The 17009-nt window shown below is 66.2% G+C and carries 14 protein-coding genes and 1 pseudogene; 9 read left to right on the top strand and 6 right to left on the bottom strand.

Annotation, left to right across the window (positions count from 1 at the left end; genetic code table 11):
- The 3 genes from G6N07_RS17545 (at position 1) to G6N07_RS17535 (ending at position 4158) form a co-directional block, all read left to right on the top strand.
- Positions 1–1551, top strand: coding sequence for an acyl-CoA carboxylase subunit beta (locus G6N07_RS17545; RefSeq protein ID WP_085188757.1), 1551 nt, complete (start codon positions 1–3; stop codon positions 1549–1551).
- A 29-nt stretch (positions 1552–1580) separates the two neighbouring features.
- Positions 1581–2783 carry a metallophosphoesterase gene (locus G6N07_RS17540; RefSeq protein WP_235849587.1) on the top strand — a complete coding sequence of 401 codons (1203 nt, stop codon included), beginning with the start codon at positions 1581–1583 and terminating at the stop codon, positions 2781–2783.
- An 85-nt stretch (positions 2784–2868) separates the two neighbouring features.
- On the top strand, positions 2869–4158 hold the full coding sequence (locus tag G6N07_RS17535) for a serine/threonine-protein kinase (protein ID WP_085188759.1): 1290 nt from the start codon (positions 2869–2871) through the stop codon (positions 4156–4158).
- Positions 4159–4275: 117 nt separating this feature from the next.
- Here G6N07_RS17535 and G6N07_RS19990 read toward each other — a convergent pair.
- Together G6N07_RS19990 and G6N07_RS17530 are read right to left on the bottom strand one after the other, a co-directional pair.
- Positions 4276–4515 (bottom strand): annotated as a pseudogene (locus G6N07_RS19990) (HNH endonuclease); the annotation flags it as partial.
- Positions 4516–4734: 219 nt separating this feature from the next.
- Positions 4735–5508: a hypothetical protein gene (locus G6N07_RS17530; protein WP_085188761.1), complete on the bottom strand. Its 774-nt coding sequence runs from the start codon at positions 5506–5508 to the stop codon at positions 4735–4737.
- A 46-nt stretch (positions 5509–5554) separates the two neighbouring features.
- On the opposite strand from G6N07_RS17530, the gene G6N07_RS17525 reads away from it, so the two are divergent.
- Entirely contained in the window at positions 5555–7072 is a 1518-nt protein-coding gene (locus G6N07_RS17525; RefSeq protein WP_099050146.1) for a plasmid pRiA4b ORF-3 family protein, read from the top strand.
- Between the two features lie 172 nt (positions 7073–7244).
- On the opposite strand, the gene G6N07_RS17520 is transcribed toward G6N07_RS17525, so the two are convergent.
- Both G6N07_RS17520 and G6N07_RS17515 read right to left on the bottom strand, forming a co-directional pair.
- Positions 7245–7649 (bottom strand): type II toxin-antitoxin system VapC family toxin, encoded by a 405-nt coding sequence (locus G6N07_RS17520; protein ID WP_085188763.1) that lies wholly within the window; start codon positions 7647–7649, stop codon positions 7245–7247.
- Positions 7646–7891, bottom strand: a complete 246-nt coding sequence (locus tag G6N07_RS17515) for an AbrB/MazE/SpoVT family DNA-binding domain-containing protein (RefSeq protein WP_085188765.1) — start codon at positions 7889–7891, stop codon at positions 7646–7648. The genes G6N07_RS17520 and G6N07_RS17515 overlap by 4 nt, the downstream gene beginning before the upstream one ends.
- A 1000-nt stretch (positions 7892–8891) precedes the next feature.
- Here G6N07_RS17515 and G6N07_RS17510 point away from each other — a divergent pair.
- The 3 genes from G6N07_RS17510 to istB are packed head-to-tail and all read left to right on the top strand — an operon-like array spanning position 8892 to position 11308.
- Positions 8892–10220, top strand: coding sequence for a Mu transposase domain-containing protein (locus G6N07_RS17510; RefSeq protein WP_404822146.1), 1329 nt, complete (start codon positions 8892–8894; stop codon positions 10218–10220).
- A 19-nt stretch (positions 10221–10239) separates the two neighbouring features.
- A complete protein-coding gene (locus tag G6N07_RS21105) occupies positions 10240–10509 on the top strand; it encodes a hypothetical protein (protein ID WP_404822145.1) in 270 nt (89 codons plus the stop codon).
- Position 10510: 1 nt separating this feature from the next.
- Complete coding sequence (istB, locus tag G6N07_RS17505) at positions 10511–11308, top strand: IS21-like element helper ATPase IstB (protein WP_163784243.1); 798 nt, start codon at positions 10511–10513, stop codon at positions 11306–11308.
- Positions 11309–11527: 219 nt separating this feature from the next.
- Here the strand turns inward: istB and G6N07_RS20580 are convergent, their stop codons facing one another.
- Both G6N07_RS20580 and G6N07_RS17500 read right to left on the bottom strand, forming a co-directional pair.
- Positions 11528–11782 (bottom strand): hypothetical protein, encoded by a 255-nt coding sequence (locus G6N07_RS20580; RefSeq protein WP_244949080.1) that lies wholly within the window; start codon positions 11780–11782, stop codon positions 11528–11530.
- A gap of 46 nt (positions 11783–11828) precedes the next feature.
- Positions 11829–12905, bottom strand: a complete 1077-nt coding sequence (locus G6N07_RS17500; RefSeq protein WP_244949079.1) for a hypothetical protein — start codon at positions 12903–12905, stop codon at positions 11829–11831.
- Positions 12906–13902: 997 nt separating this feature from the next.
- Between G6N07_RS17500 and G6N07_RS17495 the strand changes: the two genes are divergently transcribed.
- Both G6N07_RS17495 and G6N07_RS17490 read left to right on the top strand, forming a co-directional pair.
- A complete protein-coding gene (locus tag G6N07_RS17495; RefSeq protein WP_085190483.1) occupies positions 13903–15207 on the top strand; it encodes an IS701 family transposase in 1305 nt (434 codons plus the stop codon).
- Positions 15208–15460: 253 nt separating this feature from the next.
- Entirely contained in the window at positions 15461–16855 is a 1395-nt protein-coding gene (locus tag G6N07_RS17490) for an IS1380 family transposase (protein ID WP_085190481.1), read from the top strand.
- Positions 16856–17009 lie beyond the last annotated feature (154 nt).

The following is a 17009-nucleotide window of genomic DNA, read 5'->3' as shown; positions in this document are numbered from 1 at the left end:
GTGACTGGACGGACCACCGCAGCGCAGCTCGCCGAACTTCGCGAAAAGCTGGAGTTCGCCAAGGAGCCCGGCGGCGCGAAGGCCGCCGCCAAGCGTGACGCCAAGGGCATCGCGAGCCCGCGGGCGCGGATCAACGCCCTGCTCGATCCGGGCAGCTTCCTGGAGATCGGTGCGCTGGCCCGCACGCCCGGCGACCCGAACGCACTCTACGGCGACGGTGTGGTGACCGGGCACGGCACCATCGAGGGACGCCCGGTCGGCGTGTTCAGCCACGACCAGACGGTGTTCGGCGGTTCGGTCGGAGAGATGTTCGGCCGCAAGGTGTCCCGGCTGATGGAGTGGGTTGCCATGGTCGGCTGCCCGATCATCGGTATCAACGACTCCGGCGGCGCCCGTATCCAGGACCTGGCGACGTCGTTGGCCTGGTACGCCGAACTGGGGCGTCGCCACGAACTGCTGTCGGGCCTGGTCCCGCAGATCTCGATCATCCTCGGTAAATGCGCGGGCGGGGCGGTGTACTCGCCGATCCAGACCGACCTGATCGTGGCGGTGCGCGACCAGGGTTACATGTTCGTCACCGGCCCGGACGTGATCAAGGACGTCACCGGTGAGGAGGTCTCCCTCGACGAACTCGGCGGCGCCGACGCGCAGGCCAGGTACGGCAACATTCACACCGTCGTCGACTCGGAGACGGACGCGTTCGCCTACGTCCGCGACTACCTCGGCTTTCTGCCCGCCAACATGTTCGACGACCCGCCGATCGTCAACCCCGGACTGGAGCCCGAGGTCACCCCGCACGATCTGGAGTTGGACACGATCGTGCCGGACAGCGACAACACCGCCTACGACATGAACGAGATCCTGCTGCGGATCTTCGACGACGGGGATTTCCTCGAGGTGGCCGGGCAGGCCGGGCAGGCGATGATCACCGGCTACGCGCGGGTGGACGGCCGCCCGGTCGGCGTCATCGCCAACCAGCCGATGCACATGTCCGGGGCGATCGACAACGAGGCCTCCGACAAGGCGGCGCGCTTCGTGCGGTTCTGCGATTCGTTCAACGTGCCGCTGGTGTTCGTGGTGGACACCCCCGGCTTCCTGCCGGGCGTCGAGCAGGAGAAGAACGGCATCATCAAGCGCGGCGGCCGGTTCCTGTACTCCGTCGTCGAGGCCGACGTGCCTAAGGTGACCATCACGGTGCGCAAGTCCTACGGCGGCGCGTACGCGGTGATGGGGTCCAAGCAGCTGACGTCGGACTTCAACTTCCTCTGGCCGACCGCGCGCATTGCGGTGATCGGCGCGGAGGGTGCCGCGCAGCTCGTCGTCAAGCGCTTCCCGGATCCCAACGCCCCCGAGGTGCAGGAGATCCGGCGGCAGTTCATCGAGGGTTACAACCGGGATATGGCGACGCCGTACGTCGCGGCCGAGCGGGGCTACGTCGACGCGGTGATCGAACCGCACGAGACCCGGCTCAAACTCCGCAGCGCGATGCGCCTGTTGCGGGACAAGCAGATCCAGCGCGTGCAGCGCAAGCACGGCCTCATCCCGATCTAGACGGAGGCGGGTCGGTACCGTCGGGTCGTATGCGCAACGACGACATGACGGCAGACACCCCGGCCGAGGTGGTCCAATCCGAACGGCCACGTCGAAGTAGGAGATGGCGCCGCACGGCGATCGTGTCGGCGATCCTGCTGCTGCTGTTCGGCGTGCCGTGGTGGACGCTTCTGCTGGCGGGCCAGGCGTGGCCGACGCCCGTCGTCGTGGCGGGCACCGTGCTGTTCGCCGCGGCCCTCGGGGCGCTGCCGCTGATGATGATGCTGGGCCACGGCCGCAGGCGACTCGACTGGGCTGCCGCGACGGGTGATGCGCTGCTCGGGGCGGCGTGGGTGCTGTTCGTCTGGTCGATCCTCTCCCAGCTGCTGCGACTGGTCCTGTTCCTCATCGGGGTCGACGATCCGGCGCGGTCCAGGGCGGCGGCGGGCACCGCGGTGGTCGTGGCGATTGTGCTGCTGGTGTGGGGATACGCCGAGGCGATGCGGGTGCCGCGGATCAGGGCGGTCGACGTCGGAATCACCGGCCTCGGTTGCGGGCTCGACGGTCTGCGCGTCGTGCTGATCACCGATACGCACTACGGCCCCATCGACCGCGCCCGGTGGTCGGCGGCCGTGGTGGCGCGGGTGAATGACCTCGGCGCCGACATCGTCTGTCACGTCGGCGACATCGCCGACGGCACCGTCGCGGTGCGCGAGAACCAGGCGAGTCCGCTGGCCTCGGTGACGGCGAGATCGGCCCGCGTGTACGTCACCGGCAATCACGAGTACTTCAGCGAGGCGCAGGGCTGGCTGGACTACCTGCAGAGCATCCGCTGGGACGTCCTGCACAACCGGCACATCGTCGTCGAGCGCGGTGGCGATCGCCTCGTGGTCGCCGGCGTCGACGACGCGACGGCCAAGGCGTCCGGGATACGCGGGCACGGCGCCAACCTCGACGCCGCCCTCGCCGGCGCCGACCGAGCGCTGCCGGTCCTGCTGTTGGCGCACCAGCCAAAACAGGTCTCGCAGGCGGTGCGGGCCGGAGTCGATCTGCAGGTCTCCGGGCACACCCACGGCGGCCAGATCTGGCCGTTCAACTTCCTGGTTCGGCTCGAGCAGCCAGTGGTGCAGGGGCTCAGCAGGCACGGGGAGAAGACGCAGCTGTACACCAGCCGCGGCACCGGGTTCTGGGGCCCGCCGTTTCGGGTCTTCGCGCCGAGCGAGATCACGCTGCTGACGCTGCGCCACGCATAGCCACCCCTGGCGATGAGTACGCGCCGCAGACCCGGTCTATCCCCACACTCCCGCTCGTGAAGGCCAGGCCGCATAGGATTCGCCCATGCCGCTTGCCCAAGGCGAGGTGATCGCCGGATACACGATCCTGCGGTCCCTCGGACACGGCGGTATGGGCGAGGTGTACCTGGCGCAGCATCCGAGGCTGCCACGCCAGGACGCGCTGAAGGTGCTGACCGCCGCGGTATCCGCCGACGGCGAGTACCGCCAGCGGTTCCAGCGCGAGGCCGACATCGCCGCCACACTGTGGCATCCGCACATCGTGTCGGTGCACGACCGCGGCGACTTCGAAGGCCTGCTGTGGATCTCGATGGAATTCGTGCAGGGGACCGACGCGGCGCGGCTGCTCGCCGAGCGCTATTCGAACGGTATGCCGCCCGACGTGGTGGTCCGCATCATCACCGCGGTCGCCTCCGCACTGGACCACGCCCATGAGCGTGGCCTGTATCACCGCGACGTGAAACCCGCGAACATCCTCATCGCCAATCCTGGCTCACCGGACGAGCGCGCGATGCTGGCCGATTTCGGCATCGCCCACCAGGCCGGTGACGCCAGCGGGTTGACCGGCACGAACATGACCGTCGGCACCGTCGCCTACGCAGCGCCCGAGCAGTTGCGCGGTGACCACATCGACGGCCGGGCCGACCAGTACGCCCTGGCCGCCACCACGTACGAACTGCTCACGGGAACACCGCCTTTCACGCACAGCAATCCGGCCGTCGTGATCAGCGCGCACCTCACCGCCGATCCGCCGGCGATCGGCACGGTCCGCCCCGAACTGTCCAGCCTCGGGCCGGTGTTCGACCGCGCCCTGGCGAAGTCGCCGGACAAGCGGTTCGACCGGTGCGTCGACTTCGCGCGGGCACTCGGGCACCGCATCGGCAGTGCCGACGCCTCGATGGACACGGTGTCATCGAAGGCAGCGGTCCTGCCCCGGCACGCCAAACCGGTCACCCCCCGCCGGTGGCCGCGGGTGCTCCCGGCGGTGGCGGTGGCGGTGGCGGCGCTGGCGGCCGCCGGGGTGTTCTGGTTGGTGCAGCGTGACGACACCACGGGCAGCGCGGCGCCCGCGCTCCCCGTGGTCGTCGTCGGCGCCGACTGCGCGACGATGGGGGCGGCCGCGGTGACCACCACCGGTGCCCCCGCCTACTGCGCCAAGCTGACCGACACGAACGAGACGATCTGGTCGAAGTACCAGGGCGAATTCAACAGCCCGTCGGTGCCCGCGGGCACACACCCCGACGAGGCCAACGTGCGGGTCTGCATGGAGCAGACGAACCAGTCACGGCCCGACTGCGACACCGCGATCAATCGCCACAACGCCGGAAACAGCTGACCGTCAGCGCCGTAAGCGGGATCCCTGCTGAGTTCGGCCGGCCCGCTATGGAGAGTCTGGTCGGCGGCGTTGATCCCCGGACCGGTGCAGCGAGTGGTGGTCGTCGCCCGGTAGTGACTAGTTCGTCGTTTGTGGTGGGGGTTCGAAGGGTTCGTACCACCACCAGTCGGCGCGTTCGCCGCTGGGTCCGGGGTTGGGCGTGACCGTGGGTGGCGATTTCGTGGGCGGGCGGGCCAGCGATCCCGAATCAAGGTGTCGGCCGGTGCTGTCTGTGACCACGAGGTGGCTGGCTGGTCCGGTGACGGTGATGACGCCGCGGTGGTGCAGCCGGTGGTGATAGGGGCAGAGCAGCACGAGGGTTGGTGACAAGTTGGAAATCTACCCTCAGTCAACTGCTGGTGGCTGGTGAGCTGAGGGGTGCGCGGGTGCGGTGCGGGCGACACTATGAGATCCCCACACTGAGTCCCCCAACTTCAGATCGAGTTCAAGCGCATCCCGCCGCTCTGCGGTCAGCAACCGAGTCTGGTGGATCCCACCGACGACGGAGTCGCTCAATGGACGGGGATGCAGGGAGCGTCAGTCGAATAGGCCGCCCTGGGTGGCTTTGTTGGCGAGTTGTTTGGATGCCCACTGTCGGATCGAGGCGTCTGAATCATCTGCGGCCAGCGCCTGAACCAGTTCGTCGTCGCCGCAGGCAAGCAGCCGTTCCAGGGCTGCCTTGCGGGGTGCTTTATGTCCCCAGTCCAACGCCGCATTCAGCACGGTTCTCGCCTGATCGTCGTCAAGGGCGTCGGCTACGCGGACGGCTCCGGTCACGACGGCCGCCGCGTCGCGGGCCGGCAGCGACCGTGCGTGTTGGAGGACGTCGTCGGCTGAAGCTCGGCTTCGACACAGAACGTGGCCAGCAGCCCAGGTTCGCAGCGGCGGCCACACACTGCGGTCCGCAGTCGAGAGAGTGTCGGGGTCGACGCGGATCCTCCGGCCCGCTTTTGGAGCGCCGAGGTGGTATTCGACGAAGCTGGTGCCGATCCACCAAATCGGATGCCGGTAGCGCACCCGCTCCTGCCAGAGCAGCGGGTCGGCGAGCCGATCTTGGTCATCATCGTCGAGGATGCCCGACTCCACGATGCCGGCAAGCACCTGCGCGCTCACGCGGCGCCAGCGCCAGTCGGTACACAGCAGTAGGGCGGAGTCGAAGGCTCCCGACTCGCCCCCGCGGTGGACTCGTCGGAACGCATCGACCGCGACAGCCGGAGGCAGTGATCGGCCGACAGCACCCGACACCAGCCGCCGCCACAGGCCCAACGCATCAGTGACGTCGGAGATCTCCGTCGACTCCAGGTGGTCCACCCAGCCATCCTGACAGCACCACGCCCGGTGAGCTACCGTCGCCAGCGTGGGAAGCGACAACGACGAAACCCAGCGGATCATCGACGAGGCGCTGGCGGGACTCGGGTCTGCCGATATCCGGACGCTTGCGCAGCGATTGGCCTTGGCCGGCGCGACATCGGTCGATGATCTGCTTGCGGAGACCCGGCCGCCGGTGCGCCGCCGCCCCCGCCGTGCGGAGCCGGTGACGCTGCGGGTCCGGGCAGATCTGGTTGGCACCAAGCCACCGGTATGGCGGCGACTCGAACTCGGCTCTGATCTGTTCCTGGACGAGGTCCACGAGACAATGCAGGCCGCGTTCGGGTGGACCGATTCGCATCTGCACAGGTTTGGTTGTGGCCCCTCCAATTACAGTCGTGAGACCGAGTACTACCTGTGCCCGTTCTCGGCCGACGACGGTGATGAGGGTGTGCCAGAGGAGGAGGTCCGGCTCGATGAGGTGCTTGTCGATGTCGGCGACAAACTCTTCTACGCATACGATTTCGGTGACGACTGGCAGCACGTGATCCGGTTGGAGGCGGTGCTGGCACGCGAGGCGTCCGCGCCACGGGCGATCTGCACCGGCGGGCGCCAACCCGGCCCCGCCGAGGACTGCGGCGGTGTCGGCGGATACGCGCTGCTGGTCGCGGCCACCGATCCAAAGCACCCCGACCATGCCGCAGCCCGGGACCAATACGCCGAAATCTACGGTCCCGAAACTGATCCTGGCGACTGGGTGCCGACACAGTTCGACATCGACCGGATCAACCATGTGTTGGCCGATCGCGGCAGGATTGCGTCCCCACACGAAATCACCGGCCCACCAGGGGATCTCCTCGACGGCATGCAGACCACGTACGGGCAGCGCCGGTGGCGGCAACTGCTGGGCAGCGCGCGACTTGACGATCCGGTGTTGATCGACACCGACGCAGCCGCCGCGGCGGTGTGGCCGTACGCGTGGTTGTTGGAGCGGGTGGGCGACGGCGGCATCACACTGACCCAGGCCGGCTACCTGCCGCCGGTGCACGTCAAGGCCGCGTTCACCGAGCTCGAGTTCGACAAGATGTGGATCGGGGCCGGCAACCGCGAGGATCTCACCTATCCGGTGCTACACCTGCGTCAGTCAGCGCAACAGGTCGGGTTGCTGCGCAAGCACCGCGGCCGCCTGCTCGCGACCACACGGGGAAAGGCGCTGCGCAGTGACCCCGTCGGTTTGTGGTGGCACCTGGCCGAACGGACTCCGGTCGCATCCGCCGACCGGAGTGTCTACGACGCTGGGTTGTTGTATCTGGCCGCGTTGGCCGCCGAGACCACCGACAACGCCGAAACGATCGTGGCGGAATTGCTCGACGCGCTGGGGTGGATGGGCGGCGACGGCTCCCCGATCACTGCGCAGTCGGCGGCAGCCGCCACCTCCGACGTCAAGGACACACTGCGCCGGCTGGGCTTCTTGCAGCGTGCACGATCTGACCCAGACAGACGGGAGCCGCCGACCCGAAACGACGTCGACTTCGCCCGTGCCGCTCTCACGGCCTGGCCGTCATAGACTCGCAGTCGACCCCACTGCATCCAGAACCCACCGGGCAGGGTGTTTTCGGCAGAGAATTTGAGCTTGGCGACAAGTCGTCGGTGGTCTGCCTGCTGTTTCGCTCAGCGCTATCAGCGAGCGGGGACGGTGCTTGGGCGACGAGCGCAGGAATCGTTGGCGACGCGAGTGGTCAGGTCACCAGTTCGTATTCCACTTGCAGCAGCTCGTAGGTCCTGACTGCTCGCCGGTCGCGGGTCAAGAGTGTCGCTCCAGCAGCCTTCGCCGTCGATCCGACCAGCGCGTCGTAGGTTGCGCCGCCGGTGACGTTGTGTATAGCCAGGTGGTTGATCAATTCGCGATGCGGTTGCGCGTCCAGCGTGAGGTAGTCGGCGGATGTGACATCAGCCAAATACGCCTGAACGACCGCAGCCGCCATGCGATGCGGTGGTGGCAGGCGGGTAAGGACAGAATAGGTCTCCACCGCCGTGTGTGCGACCAGATGAACGCCCCGATTGAGGGCGCGCGCGGCGGATTGGTGCGCTTCGTGCCACGTTGCGAATCCGGCAACAAGAACACTGGTGTCGGGGGCGATCACCGCCGCACGCGGTCCATCGTCTCGCGAACGATTTCATCGGTCAACGGGGGCAGAGGGCCGTCCGTCCGTGCAACGAGGACTGAACCTTCCCGAACCAGTTCGACATCGGTCGGCGCCGGTTCAATCTCGATTCGGCCATCGCGCTCCGTAATCTCCACCTGCTCGTTCCCGCGCAAGCCGAGGCGATCACGAATTCTCTTGGGGATCACCAAACGCCCTGCTGAATCGATGGTTGTTCTCATGGCACAAAATCTACCATTCCACATTCGACCCACCCATGAGAGCTACCTCAGATGTCGCAAACAACACCCCAAGGCCGTGACCTCGCTTCTGCCAGCCAGTTTGCCCACCACGATCAGACGAAACGGCAGAGCAACCTGAGGTTGCTAACAAGCTTCTAATATAACCCCCGTTGAACCCGCCAAGTCCGCTCGCGATCTGCGAGTGACCGTTTCAGTTTGAGTGGAGTGGGTGCGACCACGCAGAGCTTGCCATGAATCGTCAATTCGCCGACTACCCAGCCGGCCGCACGGCGTTCCTGCCGCCCTTGGCATTCGCGACCACGGTCGCTGTTGCCCGCGGTGCGGTGCAACCCGCGCTTCCCCAGCGGGGGTACCAACGGACATCGGGACTCCGGCCGGTCTTGGAGGGTCCAGTTGGGCGGACAGGCGTCTTCCGGGCTGATGGGCTCATCACTTCTTCGGATGCAGTGCTCACGCTTGCGACCAGCCATACGTTTCATCGTCCCTTCTCGCCCGCCGTCGGGCTACAGGACTCTAGAACTGGCTGGATTCATTCAGCGCGAACACGCCACAACAGCCCGGTCGACTGCGGTGGTGACCGGGGTTTTGAGCATCACGGCGCAGAGTCCAGGCGCCGTGGATGTTACTGGTCATTGCGATACACGCCGCTTGGAGGCGGTGTCGATGGCACAGTGAATCGACTGATCGCTGGCGTCCACCAGCGAGATGGAAGCGTCATCGCCGACCACTGATAGTCTCGCCCGCACCCTGGGGTGTGATCGTTACGTATGGGTGCGCCAGGCCAAGTCTTGGCATCTCACGTCAGGGGAAAACTAAAGCTGTCGTTTGCCAGGAGCTTGGGACCAGTGTGACCTGATTTTGCCAGGGTGATGGGACCACCTGGATTGCCAGTTATGGGACCACCGGCGCGTCGCGTCGGTGGTCTCTTCGTTTGTTCGTTCGATCGCTGTGACAGCTCAAGTCACGGAGGGCGGCGGGCATGGTTTTTCGGGAGGTCAGTGTGAACGAGATCAGGGAAGTGCTGCGGGTGTGGCTGGGGTGGCGAAGCTACCGCCGGAGCCGGGTACCGCACGATCGCCGCGCATTGCGGCGTGGACCGCAAAACGGTGCGCCGCTACGTGGAGGCCGCGCAGGCAGCCGGCTGCGCCGCGACGGCGATGTCAGCGCCCTCGATGACGGGTTGATCGGGGTGGTCGCCGACGCGGTGCGTCCTGCCCGCCCAGATGGTCACGGCGCCGCCTGGGAGCAGCTGTTGGGGTTCGAGGAGCAGATCAAAGTTTGGGTGGCCGGCGATGGTGAGCAGCGGCCGTTGACGATCACCAAGATTGAGACGTTGCTGGCCCGGCAGGGGTGTGTGGTTCCGTATCGGACGTTGCACCGATTCGCCAGTGAGCGTTGCGGTTTCGGCCGCAAGGGCACCACGGTGCGGGTCGCTGATGGTGATCCGGGGGTGGAATGCCAGATCGATTTCGGCTATCTGGGGATGCTCACCGATGCTGCTGATGGGCGGCGCCGCAAGGTGCACGCGTTGATCTTCACCGCCGTCTATTCCCGGCACATGTTCGTGTGGTTGTCGTATTCGCAGACCCTGGCGGCGGTGATCGCCGGGTGCCAGGCGGCGTGGGGATTCTTCGGCGGCGTGTTCGCGGTGCTGATCCCCGACAATCTCAAGCCGGTGATCGCCGCCGCCGATGCGGTCAACCCGCAGTTCACCCGCGGGTGGCTCGACTACGCCGGTCATGCCGGATTCCTCACCGACCCGGCCCGGGTTCGCTCCCCCAAAGACAAGCCGCGGGTGGAGCGGACTGTGCAGTATGTGCGCCGGAACTTCTGGGACGGTGAAACATTCACCAGTCTCGAACAGGCGCAGCAGGCTGTGATGACTTGGTGCGCGCACTGCCGGTACCCGCATCCACGGCACCACCTGCGCACGTCCCTGGAGGTGTTCACCGCCGAAGAACAACCGACGCTACTCACGGTGCCGGGGACCTATGACGTGCCGATGTTCAAAGCGGTCAAGGTACACCGCGATTTCCACGCCGAAGTCGCCAAAGCCCTGTATTCGCTGCCCGAGTGCTGGATCGGGCACACGTTGGACGTACGCGCCGACAGTGAGCTGGTGAAGTTCTATCACCGCGCCACGCTGGTGAAAGTCCATCCTCGCCAGCCGGCCGGTGGCCGCAGCACCGACCGTGCTGACCTGCCCGAACACAAAGCGGGTTACGCGCTGCGGGACCTGGCGGCGTTGATCGCCGCGCGCGGCGCACGGCCCCAATATCGGGATCTACGCCGAACGCATCCTCGATGACCCGCTGCCCTGGACCCGGATGCGCACCGTCTACCGGCTCCAAGGCCTGGTGCGCCGCTACGGCGCGCAGCGCGTCGAACAAGCATGCTCCTTATCGCTGGACCTCGACGTCGTCTCGGTCAACAAGATCGCCTCCATGCTGCAACGCGCCACCGAGAACACCGCCCCGACACTACCGCAAGCAGTCGGCCAAACAGCCACCCGGTTCACCCGCAACCCATCCGAATTCAACGTCACCACAACATCATTGACCGTAGTGCCCGTTACCGATTCCGAGGAGACCTGCTGACATGACCACCCACCGTGCCCCCGCCGACCCGGTCGGCGCTGACCTGACCCGCCTGCTCAAAACCCTCAAACTCGGCGCGCTGGCCGACACCTTGCCCGAACGCGCCGCCCTGGCCCGCCAACACAAACTCAGCCACATCGGATTCCTCGAAACACTGCTCGCCGACGAAGTGTCCCGCCGCGAATCCCGTTCAGCCGCACTACGAGCCACCAAAGCCGGACTCGACCCGGGCATGCGTTTGGACACCTGGACCGCACAAGACGACCTGCGCTATGACCGCACCCTACTCGGCGACCTCACCTCACTGAGATTCCTCGACGCCGGCCAGTCAGCGATCATCCTCGGACCCGTCGGCGTCGGCAAGACACACCTAGCAACAGCCCTGGGACACATAGCAATCCGCCGCAAACACACCGTCCTGTTCGGCCGTGCCGACAAGCTGTTCACCAGGCTGCGCGCCGCCCGCCTCGACAACACCGTCGACACCGCAATCCGCCGACTGGCCGCCACCGACGTCCTCATCATCGACGACTTCGCGCTGCGGCCCCTCGACGCCACCGAGACCAGCGACTTCTACGAAATCGTCGTCGAACGCCACCGCACCAAAACCACCATCGTGACCTCCAACCGCGAACCCGCCGAATGGCTGACCATGACCGCCGACACCCTGCTGGCCCAATCGGCGATCGACCGGCTGACCGCCACCGCCCACACCCTCGTCATCGAAGGACCGTCCTACCGCCAACGGACCCGCGGCGGCCGGCTTGACCCAGACCACCCCGACGAGCATCCTCAATAACGCGCCACGGTGGTCCCATCCCACTGGCAACCAGGTGGTCCCATCACCCTGGCAAGCGACAAAAGCGCCACTACAGAATTCTCGATGACGAGATTCTCTTCGCAAGTAAGACTCAAAGCCAACGCGCACAGAAGCGCGCGTTAGGAACGCCCATTAGCGAAGCTTAAGCGGCGCAGCCGTGAATCTTGAGTCAAGTACGTGGTTGGAGTCGCGAAGAGTTCAGGCGGCGAGCTGAGCCTGCTGGGTGAGTTCGTCGAAAGCGGTTTGGTATGCACGAGTTGCGTTGCGCAACTTGGACGTTCGTGGTGGACTGGGGTCGGTGACCTGGGCGAGCCCGGTGCGTAGCAGGTGGTCGTGGGCGTGGGTGAATAGCAGCGCGTGCTGCAGGCCGGTGTCAGTCACGGTGTAGCGGCGGGTGCGGGGGACGCGTTCGATGAGTCCGTGGGCGCGTAGGCGCCGCAGGTCGTAGGTCATCTGGCCGGCGGTGATGTCCTCGGCGGTCTTGCCGAGCAGGGCGCGATCAAGGTGCGCAGGTCACGGTTGGTGAACCCGTGGACCAGGAGCCGGTGGACGAGCAAGGCCTGCAGCAGGGCGTGCACCTGGCGTCGCCGAAGCGCAGTCCGGGGATTCGGGTGTTCTGACAGGTGACGACGGGGGCGGTGAGATCGGTGAACGCCTGGGCGCCCCGGATCGGGTCGTGGCTGATGGTTTGGACGCCGAGCAGGCGCCGGTTGGCGGAAAAGCCGATCTGCCGCAGTTCGGGCAGGCTGGTCAGCCGTTTGGTGACCCGGAAATCGTGGGGGTCGTTGATCGTGGTCTCGGTGCGCAGCGCCCTCCCTTGTTTGTAGTACTGCTTGACCTTGGTGTTCTTGTAGTCCACGTGCAGCGACGGGGTTACCCCGTTGGTGATCACCCGGGTGCGGAACCGTCCCGGGGTCTTGGCGCGGCCCTTGGCGATGACGCGGCGGTCGAAGATCAGCCCGACGTGGTCGGGGCGGCCGATGTCGAGGTTGTCGTGCAGAACCTGCTCAAAGAAGATCCGCCCCGACACCGGGCGGTCGAGCATCTGGGTCAGCGAGAACTCGGCCTGCAGGATGGACAGCTCGTAGCGGTAGCCGGCCGCCTCGTCCTCGCTGGTGAACGGGTTGGGCAGGATCGTCAGCCATTTGCGCAGCAGCGCGTCGATCCGCTCGGGTCCGAGGCTGTCGCAGATCGCCTGCAGCCGGTCTACGTCATCGACGGCGGCGAACCCGTTATCCAGGGCCTCGAATCCGATCCCGGCCTTGGCGGCCTGGCGTTTGGCCCACTCGTTGCCGTTGATGCACAGCTTGGCGGTGTAGGGGAAGTACGTGCCGAACTTGATGAAGAACGGGCCGAAATCCTCATCGACGCAATAGAAATAGAAGTAGTTGATGAACGCTGTGGAGCGCACCAGCCAGGCATAGGGTTCCCCGGTGGCGGGGTTGTAGCGGCGCTGGGTGCGCCACACCAGCGCCTTCTCCTGCGCCCGGCCCACGAACAACACCCCCTCGGTGCCGGCGAACGCGGCCAGGAACTGCTGGGCGACGTCGTCTTTGCGTTCCTTGCCGAAGGACACCAACTCCAGCCGCGCGCGGCGATGAAGCCGTGGATGTCGGCGACGAACGCCTTGGTCATCGGATCCATCAATGCCGTCGACGCGTAGTGGTGGCCGCGGTGGCCGACGAAGAAGCCCTGCACCCCGGCGCCATAGGCCAACCGCGGCACCCGCACGTTGAGATACATGCGGTCGATCGACTCCACCTCGAAGATCGTGTGATCGGACAAGACATCGCCGGCACAGCGCGCTACGGTCATCATTGGGCTCCGGTTCGGACGGGCGGCCAGCAGGCCTACCAACCGCGCTATGCGGTTCATACACCCGATCGACACGTTTCGACCAGGGTCTTCATCCCGTCCGGACCGAAGCCCCCAGCGACACCAGCAGCAGCATGCCCGTCGGGATGGGGCGAAGCCCGGCTAGGTCTAACATCGAGGTACGCGGAGCATTTGGTGGTCTCCCAGCCGTTCGGCCGTCGCAACCGACCCGTCACGGCCTCCCAATCCGATGCCAGCCGATTCGAAGCTACTGGGCTCAGCAGGTACTACCCGACAGGCTTGTCGTGTGTACTGCGGCGGAATTACCGAGACGCGTTGTATGGAAACTCTCTTGTGGTCATGCCTCACAATCAATGACAATCCACACCTACTGGCGCAATGGCGTATTCGATACGGTCGCGTTTCGCGTCGGCTTCGAAAGATCCAGAGAGGCAAGGATATCGGTGTTGCGTTACCGTAAGGGCGACCTAGTCGCAGCTTCCCGAGAAATCGACGGCATGAACGTGCCGGTAGTTCCTCGCGGGACGCGAGGAAGGGTGCTGAAGACAACACTGTTTGGACGTCCGAAGAGAGTTTTCTTTGCAGTGTCAGACCTTGAGTTTCGCAGTTTGACGCCTGTGGCTCCTGTGATTTTTGGGGCGTTTGTGGCGATGCCCGGCGTGTCGCCGTGATCCGGCGGTAGGCGTGACGAAGCATCGGCGGTTGTGAAAGTTCAACCCCGAGATGGAGTTCCGCCGATGCTTCCGGGCCTGACCCTACCCGAGTCGTGGCGCGTGCTGTTGGAGACGTTTCGTCCGGCGTTTCGCCGGTCGCGGACCTTCGCGGTGTTCGCGCTGCTGGCCACCGGCCTGGCCGCGCGGACCTCGCGCCGCACGGTGGTGGGGATGCTCGCGGGCGCTGGGATGGCCGCGGCGGTGTCGTTCCACGCGGCGTGCCGGTTCTTCTCCCACCACGTCTGGGACGTCGACCGGATCGGGCTGGCACTGGCCCGACTGATCGTCGATCGGCTGCTCGACGCGAAGGCGCCGATCGTCGTGGTGGTCGACGACACGTTGTTCCGCCGCTGGGGACCCAAGGTGCACGCCGCGTTCTGGACCCACGACGGCTCCGTGCAGGATCCGAACGCGCTGGGCCGCGGCAACCGGTGGGTGATCGTCGGGATCGTCGTGGCGCTGCCGTTCTGTATCCGTCCGGTGTGCCTGCCGGTGCTGTTTCGGTTGTGGGGCGGCAAGGGAACCGACTCGCCGGTGCGGCTTGCGAGGCAGCTGATCACGTTGCTGGCCACCGAGTTTCCCGACCGCACCATCCACGCCGTCGGCGACGCCGCCTACCACGGCCGGCCGCTGCTGGTTCCCGGCACCACCTTCACCACCCGGCTGCCAGCCAACGCCGCGCTCTACGCCCCCGCGCCGCCGCGCACCGGCAAACGGGGCCGCCCCCGATTGAAAGGCGCGCGGCTGGGCCGGCCCGCCGAGCTGGCCGCGACCGCGCGGTGGCGGCGGGTGAGCGTCAACCGGTACGGGCGCGCCGACACCGTCGAGATCGCCCGGTTCGACACGATCTGGTACGGCACGTTCGGCAACGCGCCCGGCCGCACCGTCCTGGTCCGCGACCCCGGCGGCGACAACGTCCTGGCCATCTTCACCACCGACATCGACAGCGACGTCGAGACCATCGTCGCCCGCTACGCGCACCGCTGGCCGATCGAGACCGCCATCGCCGCCGGCAAGCAACTGCTCGGCATCGGCCAAGCCCGCAACCGGCTCGCCCGTGCGGTGGAACGCACCGTGCCGCTGAGCTTCTGCGTCTACAGCCTCGTCATCGTGTGGTACACGCTGCACGGCCACCACCCCGACGACCTCACCGGCCGCCACGCCGCCGAACCCTGGTACCAGCAGAAGAACGAACCGGCCTTCGAGGACATGCTCGAAAAATTCCGCAGAACCCTTGTCGCATCCCGAATTACCGACGTTGCCGCAGCTCAGCCCGACCCCCACAAATACCGCGACTACCAACTGGCCTGCGCCGCAGCCGCCGCATAAGTGCGAAACTCAAGTCAGACGGATGGGGCCTAAAACGTTTTCACGTCGACGTTTGTCGTGGCGATGTTGAGCGCATTGATCGCTAACCGTCGAGGTCGAGTCCGAGTGCTAACGGTTTGCAGCACATCCTTAGCCTGGATTCACCGATTGAGGTGGTGTCTGGGGCGGGTTGAATCAGTGAAATGCCCTGTCGTAGTGAGAGAATGAGATTTCTCTAGGATCAAATTCGGCCACTACGAAGGGCATCTCGTAGATGCAACTATCTCATACTCGGCCCGTCGCGTCGGCGATCTTCGATGACCCGAACCTGGTGTCGTGCGCCGGGCTGGTCGCGATCGCCGCGTTGGCCCAGCAGTGCGGTCTCAAGACTTTGACTGACGAGCACCTCAGCGTGCCGACCGACAAGGGCGCCAACGCCGGAGCGAAAGTCAGTGCGCTGGTCGCTGGCATGATCGCCGGCGCCGACAGCATCGACGACATGAGGCTGCTGCGCCACGGCGCGATGGGCACCCTGTTCGACCGCCCGTATGCGCCCTCGACGCTGGGATCGTTTCTGCGGGAATTCAGCTTCGGCCACGTCCGCCAACTCGACGCCGTGGCATCGCGGCTGCTGGCCGGCCTGCACGCCCGTACGCCGCTGCTGGCCGGCATCGACGGCGCGGTCATGGTCGATGTCGACGACACCATCATCGAAGTGCATGGTCACGCCAAACAAGGATCGGGATACGGCTACTCCGGGGTCCGCGGGCTCAATGCGCTGATCGCGACCATCACCACCGACGAGGGCGCACCGGTGATCACCGGCCAGCGCCTACGCAAAGGATCCTGCGGCTCCCCACGCGGGGCGGCCCGGATGATTGGCGACACCCTGGCCACCGTGAAACGGCTGCGTAGCACCGAGGCCACCGGCACGCCGCTGCTACGGGCGGACTCCGCGTTCTACGGCCATCGGACCGTCGCCGCAGCCCTGCGCGGCGGCGCCGAGGTGTCGATCACCGTGCGCCTGGACTCGACAGTCAGGGCCGCGATCGCCGCCATCGACGACGACGCGTGGACGCCCATCGAGTACACCGACGCGATCTACGACCAGACCACCGGCCAGTGGATTTCCCGGGCCGAGGTCGCCGAGATTGGATTCACCGCTTTCAGCTCCAAGAAAGCCAGCCAGCAGATCGACGGCCGGCTGGTGGTGCGCCGCATCCCCGACCTCAACCCCACCCCCGGCGACGGTCAAACCGCCCTGTTTGACACCTGGCGTTTCCACGCATTCTTCACCACCACAGACCTCGACACCGTCACCGCCGACAAGACCCACCGCGGCCACGCCATCATCGAGCAGGTCCACGCCGACCTCAAAGACTCCGCCCTGGCCCATCTACCCTCCAGACGATTCGCCGCCAATAGCGCCTGGCTGGTGCTGGCCGTCATCGCGTTCAACCTCACCCGCGCCGCGGCCACCCTCACCGGGCCGGCGCTGGCCAAGTCCCGCACCGCCACCATCCGCCGCACCCTGATCAGCGTGCCGGCACGCATCGCGTCCTCAGCCCGACGCCTCCGGCTGCACCTACCGCACGGCTGGCCATGGGAAACAGCATGGAACACGCTGTTTGACAGCCTGTTCGGCAGAAACCAGCCCATCATCGCCTAACCGAACACCCCGGCCGCCCACCCGACACGAAAAACCCACAGGAACAACCCGATACCGAGGTCGGGCCATCACCCACGCCCGCACCACCGCGCACCCACAATTCAACGCACATAACCGAACTCGACTCCACAACCACAGCCCATCGGTGGATCGA

This window comes from Mycolicibacterium doricum, assembly GCF_010728155.1.
Classification (GTDB): Bacteria; Actinomycetota; Actinomycetes; order Mycobacteriales; family Mycobacteriaceae; genus Mycobacterium; species Mycobacterium doricum.
The sequence above is the reverse complement of the archived record's forward strand: the minus strand, read 5'-3'. Positions and strand labels throughout refer to the sequence as shown.